The sequence below is a fragment of the Undibacterium sp. Ji83W genome, assembly GCF_049340385.1.
Taxonomy (GTDB): domain Bacteria; phylum Pseudomonadota; class Gammaproteobacteria; order Burkholderiales; family Burkholderiaceae_D; genus Undibacterium.
This window is the reverse complement of the sequence record NZ_JBMPOZ010000016.1, coordinates 64,158-78,514: the sequence shown is the minus strand read 5'-3', so window position 1 is coordinate 78,514 and position 14,357 is coordinate 64,158. Positions and strand designations below refer to the sequence as shown.

The following is a 14,357-nucleotide window of genomic DNA, read 5'->3' as shown; positions in this document are numbered from 1 at the left end:
TGATTCCGGCATTTATTTTTTCCAAGCGTTATTTTTTGACGCTTAACGATAAAAAAACAAAGTGATAAAAACAAATTCTTCTGAGGGAGATAAATCGTGAAGAAACAATTTTGTAAGACTGTACTTGCCAGCATATTGTGCGTGGCAGGTGCAATGAGTTTGCCTGCCTACGCAGATAAATCCATTCCGGTGGCGGATTTTTTTAAGAAAGCACAGTTCAGTGGACGTCCTGTCCTCTCTCCCGATGGTCAGACTATGGCTGTCCTGGTGCCGCGCAATGGTCGCTTTGCCCTGGCGGTTATTCCACTGAGTTCACGTCAGCCCAAGGTAGTTGCTGCTGATGTGGACTGGGACATTGTCAGCCCACGTTGGGTTAATAATCAACGCCTGGTGTTCAGCCTTAGTCGCGGTAGCGACGTGGTGATGGAAGATAATGATGGTGGTGGCCTGTTCGCAGTGAACGTGGATGGTTCTGCGTTCAGAAAGCTGGTCCCTACCTTGAAAGACGCCAGAAGTGGACATATTGCCTACAAACCTTATTCCATATTGAGCCGCGTTGATGATGTAAGTAACGATCTCATTGTGGTGAATAATCAGCGTGGCCGCGATGCGCAATTAGGTGCGTCAGACGTGTTACGCCTGGATACTACAACTGGTAAAACCAAGCTCCTGACTTTTGATAATCCGGGCAAAATAGGTGGCTGGTTGCTTGATCATAATAATGTTATCCGGGTTGGCGTATCGAATAGTGTTGATCCAGACAACAAGCGTATCAAGCAGACCGTGTATTACCGCGATGGTGAAGGCAGTGCCTGGAAAACGATACATCAGGCTTACCTCGACGAAGGCAAAGAAATGCATCCTCTGGGATTTGATTTCGATAATAAAACTTTGCTGGTAGCGGGGCGCTTCAATGGCCGTGACAAATCTGCTGTGTATATCTGGGACTTTGCCAAGCAGACAGTCGGTGAAATGGTCGCCGATCACCCTGATGCGGACGTGTCAGACCTGGAACTGGATTTGCAACGCAAGAAGCTGATTGGTGTCAATGTCGAGGCAATGACACCGGAGAGCATCTATTTTGACGAGGACTACGCCAAACTGGATGCCAGTTTGCGTGCAAGTTTCCCCGGCCAAAGAGTGTTTTTTGAATGGAGAGGAAAAAACGTCGTTGTTGTTGTACGCGGCGATAATAATGTTGGTTCCGTCTATTTCTATGACACTGAAAAGAAGGCACTCGAACCCATCTACGTTGCAAAGCCAGAATTTGAAGGCAAGAAATTGTCTGCTCAAAAAGTCATTAACTATACAGCCAGGGATGGTTTGAACATACCTGCTTACCTGACTTTGCCAGAAGGCACGCCTGCGAAAAACCTGCCATTGGTTGCTTACATCCACGGTGGTCCGCATGCGCGCGATAGCTATGGTTATGATCCTATGACACAGTTGCTGGCATCGCGTGGATATGTGGTATTCCAGCCGCAGTTCCGCATGTCTACCGGCTTTGGCTGGAAGCACCATACCGCCGGCTGGAAGCAATGGGGTCTGACCATGCAGGATGATATTACTGATGGCATTGAAAACCTGGTCAAGCAAGGCATCGTAGACAAGAACCGGGTCTGTATTATCGGTGCCAGCTATGGTGGTTATGCCACCATGTATGGCCTGGTAAAAGATCCGGATCTGTATAAGTGTGGTGTTAACTGGGTGGGTGTGACCGACGTCAAAATGCTATTTACCGTCAACTGGTCGGATATGTCTGGTCCGTATATGGATAACATAGGGACGAAAATGCATGGCGATCCAAAAACCGACGATGCCTATTTCCATAAAGTGTCAGCGATAGAAAACGCCAGTAAGATCAAGGCACCTGTACTTATGGCCTATGGTAGTGAAGACATACGTGTACCTTTGATCCATGGTGAAAAAATGCGCGACAAGCTGCGCTCACAAGGAAATACTGTTGATTGGATGGTGTTTACTGGCGAGGGGCATGGCTGGGCGAAAGAAAGTAACCGCATCCTGTGGGGTGAATCTGTTCTAAACTTCATAGACAAATATATTGGCGACAATTCTCCTGCCGCAAAAAAATAATGGCTGGCTTTAGACTGCAGTAAATTTTGCAGTAAGTTAAAAACCGACAAGTTCGCTTGTCGGTTTTTTTTCTTTCCATCTTGATGCGTAAATTATGCAAGTTTGCAATCGAAGGCTATAATTTGCGGCGGTATTACAGCTGCATATTTTCGCAAATCCTGTTTTTGAGAGTGTAATTTGGCCAAGAAAGAACATGTATCGGTAACTCAAGCTACCCAATTGCTGCGCAAGCACAAAGCAGAGTTTACTGAGCATCCCTATGCATATGAAGAGCATGGTGGCACCTCTGTGTCCGCACGTGAGTTGGGCGTGGATGAGCACCATGTCGTAAAAACACTGGTGATGCAGGACGAAGCTGCCAAGCCCATGATCGTGCTCATGCACGGCGACAAAAAAGTGTCTACCAAAAATCTGGCCAGGCAGATTGGTTGCAAGTCAGTTGAACCCTGCAAGCCTGAAAATGCGCAAAAGCATTCGGGCTACCTGGTTGGCGGCACCTCACCCTTTGGCACTAAAAAGGCCATGCCCGTATATGTGGAGCGCAGCATACTGGCGCTGCCAAAAATTTATATCAATGGTGGCCAGCGTGGCTATCTGATAGGCATAGTCCCTGGCTTGCTGGAAAATCTGTTGCAGGCGCGCCCTGTTGATTGTGCGTTGGACGAGTAGCCCTGGAACCCAATTCCAAGAATTTCGCCTGAGTAGCCATTTCTGCTACCTGCCTGGCTTATACTTGCGAAGCATTGATGAATGAAGGAATAAGATGAATACAATTCTGGCTGCAGTCGCAGCTTATCTGATCGGTTCGCTGTCGTTTGCGGTGGTGGTCAGCAAATTATTTGGTTTGGCTGATCCGCGCACCTATGGCTCAAAAAATCCTGGAGCGACCAATGTACTGCGTAGCGGGAACAAGGCTGCAGCCGTGCTGACCTTGTTGGGCGATGCGTTCAAAGGCTGGCTGGCGGTGTGGCTGGCGATCCGGTTTCAGGATCAGTTTGATCTTGGTGACAGTGGCGTCGCTATCGTTGCAATCGCCGTGTTTATCGGCCACTTGTGGCCAGTGTTTTTCAAGTTTGTTGGCGGCAAGGGCGTGGCCACCGCAGCCGGTGTATTGATCGGTATCGATATCTGGCTGGGTGTGGCAACGCTGGTGAGCTGGATGATGGTCGCGTTTGCCTTTCGTTATTCATCACTTGCAGCTTTGGTTGCGGCGATTTTTGCGCCTTTTTATTACGGCCTGCTGTTCGGCCCTGATGTCAAAATGCTGTCCATCGCCATCATGAGTGCCTTATTGGTATATCGCCACAGCCAGAATATCGCCAATCTGATTGCTGGCAAGGAAAGCCGCCTTGGCAGCAAAAAGACGGTAGCAAAAGAGGCCAAGAAAAGATAAGTCTTAAAGATTGTAAATAAATCTAGATTATTCTCTGCCCCTCATTTATGCTTAAAAAGCTCCATGCTTTTTATCCATCAATGAGGGGTTTGCTTATGCTGACGCGATTCGTGAAACTTTGGATGGCTGGATTTTTATCCCTGAGTCTGATGAGCTTTTCGGCCTTTGCGGCGGAACATGGCAGTGCCAACGAGGCCAAAGCCATGGTGCAAAAGGCCATCGATGCAATGAAAAAACATGGTGTCGAGGCAACCATCACAGAAGTCAATAAGCGCGATGGTCAGTATCAGGACCGCGACTTGTACGTGGTCGTGTATGACATGAATGGTAAAAATCTCGCCCACCTGAATCCCAAAATGGTCGGCAAAGAGATGATGGACCTGACCGACGTCGATGGCAAATTCTTTATACGCGAGCGTATAGAATTAGTTAAAGCCAAGGGTAAGGCCTGGCAGGATTATAAATTCGTCAATCCCACCACGAAACAAATAGAGCCCAAATCCATGTATGTGGAAAAATTCGAGAATGTTATCGTTGGCTGTGGCATCTATAAATAGTCTTGCTTGGTCTTGGATAAGATCAAGCCGCAATCAATTCTTGCAAAGGCCAGCGTGGTTTGACATTAAAGCCATAATCCCGCGTTGCCAGGCCGGGATTGTTTTTCAGGCGCATGGCTCCTGCAAAGGCGATCATTGCACCATTGTCGGTACAGAATTCCAGCTCCGGGTAATACACCTGAAAACGTTTCTTTGCGGCTGCGGCGTTCAAGGAGGCGCGCAACTGCAGGTTGGCACCGACGCCACCAGCGATCACCAGACGCTTCAAACCACTTTCCTTCATTGCAGTCATGCATTTGGCCGTTAGTACCGCGACGATGGCATCAACAAAGCCGCGTGCAATATTGGCTTTATCTTGTTCGCAGATATTCGCAGGGTGATTTTTCACGACCGTCAATACCGCTGTCTTCAAGCCAGAAAAGCTGAAGTTCAAGTCTTTGGAATGCAGCATGGGGCGTGGGAATTGATAAGCAGCAGGGTCACCAAATTCTGCCATGCGTGAAATTGCCGGGCCACCTGGATAAGACAAGCCCAGCAATTTGGCTGACTTGTCAAAGGCTTCACCGGCAGCATCGTCCAGAGTTTCACCCAGTAACTGGTAACGGCCAACGCCGTCAACACGCATCAATTGCGTGTGTCCGCCAGATACCAGCAAGGCGATAAAGGGAAACTCCGGTGGCTGGCTGGCCAGCAATGGTGACAGCAGGTGACCTTCCAGATGATGCACACCCAGTACAGGCTTATCCAGCGCCATAGCCAGGCCGCAAGCAACCGAGGCACCAACCAGCAAGGCACCGGCAAGGCCGGGCCCCTGGGTATAGGCAATTGCATCGATGGATTGTTTGTCTACGTTAGCCTTGCTCAATACTTCAGTCAACAAGGGCAGGGCACGGCGTATGTGATCGCGTGAAGCCAGTTCCGGCACGACTCCACCATATTCCTGATGCATGGCGATTTGTGAATGCAGGGCATGGGCAAGCAGACCACGCTCTGTGTCATACAGGGCAAGACCGGTTTCGTCACAGGAGGATTCAACGCCGAGAACTATCATGTTTGTTTCTAAGTGGGGAGAGAATTAAGCCATTGCCAATGCCTGCAAGAACGCAATACGCTGCTTGTTTTCATTGCATGCCAGAGATTGGTGCGATTCTTGCTATGACTCATAGAACGTAATTATATCTGGCATGGGCCACAAATGCGCGGCAAAGCAAATAATGACGATGCGACAACACTGACCTCACCCAGCCTGCGGATCGTGGTGGTGAATACTGTTATCCAGCGTGAAGACGAATTGCAAGAGCATGCTCAGGCGCAGCTGGCGCGTTCACGTGCCTTGCGCATAGGCTTGCTGCAAGCGGGTTACAACATCATTGCCGTTATTCCTGGCGATATTTATATGAGTGAGCGTATCGCCCAGTTGCAGCCCGACATGATCATCATTGACGCCGAATCTGATTCGCGCGATGTACTCGAGCACATGGTCATGCTGACCCGCGATGCCCCACGCCCCATCGTCTTGTTCACCGAAGATGGTAGCCAAACCAATATGGCCGCCGCCATGGAAGCGGGTGTGTCTGCCTATGTGGTCGCAGGTTTGCAGTCTGAGCGCATCAAGCCTGTGCTGGATGTTGCGATGGCTCGCTTCAATGCGGATCAAAAGCTGCGTAGTGAATTATCTGATACCAAGGCCAAGTTGCATGAGCGCAAAACCATAGAGCGGGCCAAGGGTTTGTTGATGGAGCGTCATCATCTGTCGGAAAACGAGGCTTATCAAAAAATGCGCAAACAGGCGATGGAAAAAAACCTCAAACTGGTTGACCTGGCGCAACGCATGCTAGATGTGGCGGATTTGCTAGGAGGGTAAGTCCAGATTTGTGCGTGTAAATGGTGCGTTGCGTCATTTAGGTGCGAATCCGATGTGGATTTTTAAGGAAGTTTTGTTTTGCAGGGATGGTCTGAGGATATAAATCCTTGTGTTTAAGCTGGCACGGCAATTGCTGTATCAAAAGAAAGCGCCAAAGCTGGTGCTTAAGAAAAAATGTGAGTCTGACTAACGGCGGTCACCTCACAAGACAAAGGTGTCTTTCCACACGGTTTTCCGTGGTGGAACGACACCTTTTTTCATTATAGAAATTACTTTAGCTGGAGTGCAGACATGTCGAATCAGGAAACTTCTATCAATCTCATCAAGACGCAGGAAGAAAATGAACCGAATTTCAAACGTCGCAGTTTCTTGCAAACTGCTGCACTGGCAAGTGGGGCAGGCATCATGGGCTTGAGTACAGGTGGAGTATGGGCCGCGGGATCCGATAAACCAGAAAAAGAAGAAGTACATATCGGCTTCATTCCGCTCACTGATTGCGCTTCGGTGGTGATGGCATCAGTACTGGGTTTTGATAAAAAATACGGTATCAAGATTATCCCCAGTAAAGAATCTTCCTGGGCCAGCGTGCGTGACAAACTGGTCAATGGTGAACTCGATGCAGCCCATGTGTTGTATGGCCTGATCTATGGTGTGCAACTGGGCGTAGGCGGAAATAAAAAAGACATGGCCGTGTTGATGACGCTGAACAATAACGGCCAGGCAATTACCCTGTCAAAAAAACTGGCAGAGAAGGGCGCGGTTGATGGTGCAGGTTTGGCCAAGCTCATGCAAACCGACAAACGTGAATATACCTTCGCCCAGACTTTCCCCACAGGTACCCACGCCATGTGGTTGTATTACTGGCTGGCTGCACATGGCATCAACCCCATGAAAGACGCCAAGGTTATTACCGTGCCACCACCACAAATGGTGGCTAATATGCGGGTTGGTAATATGGATGGTTATTGCGTAGGTGAGCCCTGGAATCACCGCGCAATTGCGGATGGCATAGGCATCACGGCAGCAACTACACAAGACATCTGGAAAGACCACCCTGAAAAAGTATTGGGCACTACGTCAGAATTCGTACAGAAATATCCCAACACTGCACGTGCAGTTGTCGCCGCGATCCTGGATGCCAGCCGCTGGATCGATGCATCCTTGTCCAACAAGACCAAGATGGCAGAAACCATTGCCGACAAGTCTTATGTAAATACCTCGGTTGATGTCATCAATCAACGGATTTTGGGACGCTATCAAAATGGTCTGGGCAAGACCTGGGACGACCCTAACTACATGAAATTCTTTAACGATGGTGCGGTGAATTTCCCTTATCTGTCGGACGGCATGTGGTTCCTGACCCAGCATAAGCGCTGGGGTTTGCTCAAGGCTGACCCTGATTACCTGGCAGTAGCGAAAGCAGTCAACCGCATCGATGTGTACAAGGACGCGGCGGCCATGGCCAAGGTATCTGTTCCCAGGGATGTCATGCGCAGCAGCAAACTCATGGATGGTACGGTCTGGGACGGCAAGAACCCCGCTGCCTATGCAGCTTCTTTCAAAATCAAGGCTTAAGGAGTCGCTATGAATACCTTGGTACATGGCGCAATGCCTGCGGAAGACACGGCAGCCAGCGCAGCAACAACAGTGACGGAAGTTAAAGTGGCGAAAAAAATAAAACCCAAAGCAGAAAAAAAACCACGCTCGTTCCGACCTTTTTTCCTGAGTGTGTTGCCGCCTTTATTTGGCATAGGCATGCTGATACTGATATGGGAAATCATCGCGGTGAAGAACACGACTTTTCCTTCACCATGGGTGACTTTGCAGGAAGCCATCAAGGTATTCTCCGACCCCTTTTATCAAAAAGGACCAAATGACCAGGGCATAGGCTGGAATATTTATGCTTCGCTGAAACGTGTGGCGGTGGGCTTTGGCCTGGCTGCGGCAGTGGGGATACCGCTGGGGTTTTTGATAGGCCGTTTCAAGTTTTTGTCCGGCATGTTTAATCCCATTATCAGCCTGTTGAAACCAGTCTCACCGCTGGCATGGCTACCCATAGGTTTGCTGGTATTCAAGTCGGCTCATCCTGCGGCAATCTGGTCTATTTTTATTTGTTCAATCTGGCCCATGATCATCAATACGGCGATCGGTGTGCAGCGTGTGCCGCAAGATTATATGAATGTCGCCCGCGTGCTGAATTTGTCTGAATGGAAAATCATTACCCGCATCCTCTTGCCTTCAGTGTTGCCATATATGCTGACTGGTGTCAGGCTGGCGATAGGTACGGCCTGGCTGGTCATCGTCGCTGCAGAAATGTTGACGGGTGGTGTGGGCATAGGTTTCTGGGTCTGGGATGAATGGAATAATCTGAACGTACCGCATATCATCATTGCCATCGTCGTCATCGGCATGGTGGGGCTGATACTTGAACAAATTCTGGTGGCAATAGCACGCGCCTTTACGTACGAAGATGTGGGGACATGATCATGAATGAAATCGACAACAAGTACATACAGATCAATCAGGTTGAAATGGTCTTCAATACCAAGAAAGGCAGTTTCCATGCACTGCGCGATATCAATCTGAATGTCAAAAAAGGCGAGTTCATTACATTGATCGGCCATTCTGGTTGCGGCAAATCGACGCTGTTGAATCTGATTGCCGGTTTGACCAATGCCAGTTCCGGTACTCTGCTGTGCGCCAACAGGGAAATTTCTGGTCCCTCACCGGAACGCGGTGTGGTGTTCCAGAATCATTCTCTGTTGCCCTGGCTGACGTGTTATGAAAATGTCTTTCTGGCAGTGGAACGCGTGTTTGGGGCGACCGAGAACGGCACGAAATTGCAAAAACGTACCATGCAAGCCTTGTCACTGGTGGGCCTGACGCATGCGGAAAGAAAACGCCCGAATGAAATTTCTGGTGGCATGAAGCAGCGCGTAGGCATCGCCCGTGCGCTGGCGATAGAACCAAAAGTCTTGCTGATGGATGAACCCTTCGGCGCCCTCGATGCCCTGACGCGCGCGCATCTGCAAGATGAATTGCTGAAGATCGTCGCCAAGACCCAATCAACCGTGGTCATGGTCACCCATGATGTGGATGAGGCGGTATTGTTGTCAGACCGCATTGTCATGTTGACCAATGGCCCGGCTGCGACCATAGGTGAAGTTTTGCAAGTGAATCTGGAAAGGCCGCGTGACCGGGTGGCATTGGCACAAAATCCACAATATGCTGCATACCGTACTGAAGTGCTGGAATTTTTATATCATCGCCAGTCACATCCGGTGCATGACGCTGCCTGATTTTCTGAGCAATGTTACTGCCCCGCAAGCCAGGTGGGGCAGTAATTTCACAAATAATCCACAAATAATCCACAAAGAAATTGAGCTTAATTATTTAAGCTCATTTGATAAACCGGGATGAGTTCCAGTCCAGGTTATTACTCGCCATCGCAGCTGCTTATATTTCACTTTTGCAATATAAGCAATGCTCTGTATTTCATTACCGATAGTATAAGGATTGCCAAAAGAGTACTAATGAAATGCCTAGTATTTAAGCAGGTATACAATATGAAATATAAATATCTGCCCAATTTACCAAATGAAAAATAGTTTTCATTTTTAATGCGGCTAATTGTGACAATATGTGCGGAAATAAACTGAATCTATGAGAGAATGCCTAATCCTTTTGGAAACATTTTTTTACAGATTCATAGGGGTTTGTTGATGTGAATGTGGTTAATAAATGCTTGATGGTAAATAATTGTTTTGCCGCAAGCATTTAGATATTCCCTCTTATTCTGACAACAGGCTCTGGCTTCTTATATTGATTGCATGACATGTTTCGCTGGCTTTTTCTTAATGAAAGTGCATTAACGCCTGCCGAGCACGCTGCATGGAAATTAAGTGCACTACGTATCATTTTGATGTCTGGCTTTGTGCTGGAGGCGGCAGTAGCGATTCACAGTTCCCTGGACGCAATCGCAGTTGGTGCTTATCAGGTGTTGTGGGTGGTAGGCTTTTTCTATGCGGTGCTGGCATTGGGGCTGTACTATTCATCCCGTCATCTGCGCGCCGGTGCCGCTATACTGATAGGCACGGTGTATGCGTCTGCATTTGCCATCGTTTGCCTCATTGATCAATTCGAAATAGCCAAGTTTGGCTATATCTTCATCTATACCACGCCGATTATTGCCAGGTTGTTCTTTGGTACCCGTCTGGCCATAGGCTTGATGGCATTCAATGTCTTGCCCTTTCTTTTGCTGTTATTGAACCGGCCTTTATTTAATGTGCCTGGTTTTGATGTCACGCTGCCTGCGAGTAATACTTACATTCAGTCGCTGTTGTTTCTGTTCTTTAATACCTGTGTGCCATTGGCCGTGTTCAGGGTCTTGCATGAACTGGATGTATCTGCACTGCGTTATCGCCAGGCCAGTGCTGCACTGGAAGTCAGTCATGCACAATATGAAGAAGTGTTCCAGAATGCCGGAACAGCCTTGCTGTTGACCGACGCCAGCGGACAAATCTTGCAGGCGAATCAGCTGGCCAATAGTTTGCTCGGGCGTGAGGCTGATGATGACAGCGACCGTGCCTTGTTTGGCTGGTTATCGCTGGATAATAGCGTTCGCCTGAAGAGCCCGAATGCGGAAGAGTCAGAAAACATGCGCATGTCAGCTTATCGAACGCGAGATGGAAAACTGGTTGCACTGGAAAATATTTCACAGACTTCTACCGATCACTACATAGTCGCCCTGCGCGACGTCTCTGGCCTGCATTCCATGCATCATGCATTGCAACTTAGTTTGCAACGTGAAGATTATCTGAGTCGCCATGATGCATTGACCAATTTACCCAACCGCGATATGTTGCGCAGTCACTTGCAAGGCGTTCTTGCCGGCATTGACGAGAGCAAGGTCACCGCCCTGGTGTCTTTCCGTTTGAATAGCATACGCCATGCAAATCAACAGTTTGGCGCACATACCGGCGATATTCTGTTGCGCCGTTTTGCTGAGGAATTGTCTCGTGCCTTACCCAAGAATTGTTTCTGTGCCCGCTTGCGTAGCATCGTGTTTTCATTTGTGGTCGAGAATTCGCGCACGCCTGGTGAAATCATCAAGCTGGTAGAAAAAGTCAGAAACAATCTACCCAAGGAATTGGAAGTCAATGGTGAGAATTTGTTGATACAGTTCTCAGCTGGTATAGCCCTCGTCAGGCCAGAAGATGTTGATCCTGATGATCTGATACGCCGTAGTGAAGTGGCTTTGGATACGGCGCGCCGTTCCAGTGATCAAAGCGTCACATTGTTTGATGAAGAAGACGCGCTGCAAATACGCCGCAGTGTCGAAATTGAAGTCGGCATCGTCAATGGTCTCAAGCAAAATGAATTCCGTCTGGTATATCAACCCAAGGTAGACAGGGATGGCAAGATTGCCGGCCTGGAAGCCTTGTTGCGCTGGGAATCACCCAGCCTTGGTAATGTCGCACCGGCAGAATTTATCCCGATTGCTGAACGCGCTGGTTTGATAAGACTGATCAGCAACTATGTCATGAACCAGGTGTGTTGCCAGGTCAGGGACTGGTTGAACCGCTTTGCTGATTGTCCGGTGATTGCCCTGAACTTGTCCGCAACCGATATCGCCCGCAATGATTTGTTACAACTGATAGACGGTTGCTGCAACCGCTATGATATCGCCCCTTCATACATCGAGTTTGAGATCACAGAGACGGGCCTGATTGCGAATGAAGCGTTGACCATACATCATCTCGATGAACTCAAGGCACGTGGTTTTAATATTGCGATCGATGACTTTGGTACTGGTTATTCATCGCTGTCCAAGCTTAGCCATTTCCCGGCACAGAGCGTCAAGATCGATCGCTCCTTTGTTGCACAGATAGGCAATAACAAGAAAAGCGAAATGATCATCAAGGCGATTATTTCACTTGCCAATATCTTGTCTTGCCACACAGTGGCTGAAGGTGTGGAAAACGAAGAGCAGGAGAGTTTTCTCAAAGAGATAGGCTGTGATTATTTCCAGGGATATTATTATTACAGACCGCTGGAAGTCTCAGCGCTGGAATTATTGCTCACAGAAATGCCCCCCAAAGAAGCAGCGCCAACTTACAAATTCAAGCTCGCCTGACATTCTTCTTGTCACATTTCCTGCATATGCATAAATGAATTGCGAGGAAATGCGCAGAAAAATTTGTGCATCTGCGGCATTACTCACAGAAATTAACATTCGCTGTCAACGCCTTTCACTGAATCCCGTTGGATAGTGTAGATTGTCTCTTTGTGTGTTGTCATGTTTGACGTAATTTGTTTGGCTTTTTTCGTTTTGCTTATTTCCAACATTTTGCACAGAGTAACAATTTCGTCTGCACGTTTTGATAATTTCAACTACACTAAAGTTGTAGTGTGCTGGCTGGCAATAATTTGAGTTGATTCAAATTGATTTGAAATCGCCGCCAGACCGGTTCGGTATTTGCAAGTTTTCTGCTTATCCATGGAGGTCGGGATGAATATCTTTGACAACTACACCGCGCGGTATGAACGGACTCGTGAAGAAGAGTATTCCATGCAGGAATACCTTGATCTTTGTAAAAAGGACAGACTGGTGTATGCCAGTGCTTCAGAACGCATGCTGGCTGCCATCGGTGAGCCAGAGTTGGTTGATACCCGGCATGACTCGCGGCTATCACGCATTTTTTCAAATAAAGTGATCAAGATCTATCCTGCTTTCCGTGAGTTTTATGGCATGGAAGAAGTGATAGAACAGGTCGTTTCCTACTTCCGCCATGCTGCACAAGGACTGGAAGAACGTAAACAAATCCTGTATTTGCTGGGCCCTGTCGGTGGTGGCAAATCTTCCATCGCCGAAAGGTTGAAATTCTTGATGGAAAAAATCCCTTTTTATTGCATCAAGGGTTCGCCCATCAACGAATCGCCTCTGGGTTTATTCAACGAAGATGAGGACGGGGTTTTACTGGAAGAAGATTTCGGTATCCCACGTCGTTATCTTAAAAACATACCCAGTCCTTGGGCCGTCAAGCGCCTGCATGAATTTAATGGCGACATCAATCAGTTCCGTGTGGTGCGGCGTTATCCTTCGGTATTGAAACAGATTGCGGTTTCCAAAACTGAACCAGGGGATGAAAATAACCAGGATATTTCTTCACTGGTGGGGAAGGTTGATATCCGCAAGCTCGAAGAGTATGCGCAGGATGATCCTGACGCCTACAGTTATTCAGGTGGCTTGTGCCTGGCAAATCAGGGGCTGATGGAGTTCGTCGAAATGTTCAAGGCTCCCATCAAGGTCTTGCACCCTTTATTGACAGCCACGCAGGAAGGTAATTTCAAGGGCACTGAAGGTTTTGGCGCAATACCGTTTGAAGGCATCATACTGGCTCACTCCAACGAGTCTGAATGGAAAACCTTTAAGAACAATAAAAACAACGAAGCCTTCCTTGACCGTATTTACATCGTCAAAGTGCCGTATTGCCTGCGCGTCAATGATGAAATAAAAATTTACGAAAAACTGGTACGCACTTCTTCGCTGGCAGCCGCACCATGTGCCCCTGGTACCTTGAAAATGATGGCGCAATTTGCCGTGCTGTCGCGTCTGAAAGAGCCAGAAAATTCCAGCATCTTTAGCAAAATGCAAGTGTACGACGGTGAAAACCTCAAGGACACAGATCCCAAGGCCAAGTCGCGTCAGGAATATGCTGATTATGCTGGTGTTGATGAAGGCATGAATGGCCTGTCTACCCGCTTTGCCTTCAAGATTTTGTCCAAGGTATTCAACTTCGATAACACCGAGGTTGCCGCCAATCCTGTGCATTTGTTATATGTACTGGAACAGCAAATAGAGCGTGAGCAGTTTGCTCCAGAAATTGAGCAAAAATATGTTTCCTTCATCAAGGAATACATGGCGCAACGCTATGCTGAATTCATAGGCAAAGAGATTCAGACTGCCTATCTGGAAAGCTATTCAGAATATGGTCAGAATATTTTCGATCGCTATGTCACCTTTGCTGATTTCTGGATACAGGATCAGGAATTCCGTGACCCTGATACAGGCGAAAGTTTTGACCGTGATGCGCTGAATAATGAACTGGAAAAAATAGAAAAACCGGCAGGCATTTCCAATCCTAAAGACTTCCGCAACGAGATTGTCAATTTCGTGCTGAGGGCCAGGGCGCAGAATGCGGGTAAAAATCCGGCCTGGACCAGTTATGAAAAACTGCGTACGGTGATCGAGAAAAAAATGTTCTCGAATACTGAAGAATTATTACCTGTCATTTCATTTAATGCCAAAGCCAGTGCAGATGACTCTAACAAACACCAGGAATTTGTTGAGCGTATGGTCGCCAAAGGCTATACCGCCAAACAGGTACGCCTGCTGTGTGAATGGTATCTGCGTGTCAGGAAATCTTCATAAAGAAGCATGGATAGC

At 48.0% G+C, this 14,357-nt stretch carries 11 protein-coding genes; 10 read left to right on the top strand and 1 reads right to left on the bottom strand.

The features are described 5' to 3' along the window. Positions 1-96 precede the first annotated feature (96 nt). From ACO0LD_RS22585 to ACO0LD_RS22570, 4 genes are all read left to right on the top strand, one after another. On the top strand, positions 97-2,094 hold the full coding sequence (locus tag ACO0LD_RS22585; RefSeq protein ID WP_423010424.1) for a S9 family peptidase: 1,998 nt from the start codon (positions 97-99) through the stop codon (positions 2,092-2,094). A 177-nt stretch (positions 2,095-2,271) separates the two neighbouring features. Continuing rightward, the gene (ybaK, locus tag ACO0LD_RS22580; protein WP_423010423.1) at positions 2,272-2,763 is read left to right on the top strand and encodes a Cys-tRNA(Pro) deacylase; all 492 of its coding nucleotides are present in this window, start codon (positions 2,272-2,274) and stop codon (positions 2,761-2,763) included. 94 nt (positions 2,764-2,857) lie between these two features. Beyond that, entirely contained in the window at positions 2,858-3,487 is a 630-nt protein-coding gene (plsY, locus tag ACO0LD_RS22575; protein WP_423010422.1) for a glycerol-3-phosphate 1-O-acyltransferase PlsY, read from the top strand. A gap of 95 nt (positions 3,488-3,582) precedes the next feature. Beyond that, positions 3,583-4,044, top strand: a complete 462-nt coding sequence (locus ACO0LD_RS22570) for a cache domain-containing protein (protein WP_423010421.1) — start codon at positions 3,583-3,585, stop codon at positions 4,042-4,044. A gap of 22 nt (positions 4,045-4,066) precedes the next feature. Here the strand turns inward: ACO0LD_RS22570 and tsaD are convergent, their stop codons facing one another. Continuing rightward, positions 4,067-5,095 (bottom strand): tRNA (adenosine(37)-N6)-threonylcarbamoyltransferase complex transferase subunit TsaD, encoded by a 1,029-nt coding sequence (tsaD, locus tag ACO0LD_RS22565; protein ID WP_423010420.1) that lies wholly within the window; start codon positions 5,093-5,095, stop codon positions 4,067-4,069. Positions 5,096-5,239: 144 nt separating this feature from the next. Between tsaD and ACO0LD_RS22560 the strand changes: the two genes are divergently transcribed. From ACO0LD_RS22560 to ACO0LD_RS22535, 6 genes are all read left to right on the top strand, one after another. Next, positions 5,240-5,908: an ANTAR domain-containing response regulator gene (locus tag ACO0LD_RS22560; RefSeq protein ID WP_423010419.1), complete on the top strand. Its 669-nt coding sequence runs from the start codon at positions 5,240-5,242 to the stop codon at positions 5,906-5,908. Positions 5,909-6,199: 291 nt separating this feature from the next. Then, on the top strand, positions 6,200-7,483 hold the full coding sequence (locus ACO0LD_RS22555) for a CmpA/NrtA family ABC transporter substrate-binding protein (protein ID WP_423010418.1): 1,284 nt from the start codon (positions 6,200-6,202) through the stop codon (positions 7,481-7,483). 9 nt (positions 7,484-7,492) lie between these two features. Further along, positions 7,493-8,392, top strand: coding sequence for a nitrate ABC transporter permease (gene ntrB / locus ACO0LD_RS22550; RefSeq protein ID WP_423010417.1), 900 nt, complete (start codon positions 7,493-7,495; stop codon positions 8,390-8,392). 2 nt (positions 8,393-8,394) lie between these two features. Beyond that, the gene (locus ACO0LD_RS22545) at positions 8,395-9,207 is read left to right on the top strand and encodes an ABC transporter ATP-binding protein (RefSeq protein ID WP_423010416.1); all 813 of its coding nucleotides are present in this window, start codon (positions 8,395-8,397) and stop codon (positions 9,205-9,207) included. Positions 9,208-9,743: 536 nt separating this feature from the next. After that, positions 9,744-12,044 (top strand): putative bifunctional diguanylate cyclase/phosphodiesterase, encoded by a 2,301-nt coding sequence (locus tag ACO0LD_RS22540; RefSeq protein ID WP_423010415.1) that lies wholly within the window; start codon positions 9,744-9,746, stop codon positions 12,042-12,044. A gap of 375 nt (positions 12,045-12,419) precedes the next feature. After that, complete coding sequence (locus ACO0LD_RS22535; RefSeq protein WP_423010414.1) at positions 12,420-14,342, top strand: PrkA family serine protein kinase; 1,923 nt, start codon at positions 12,420-12,422, stop codon at positions 14,340-14,342. Positions 14,343-14,357 lie beyond the last annotated feature (15 nt).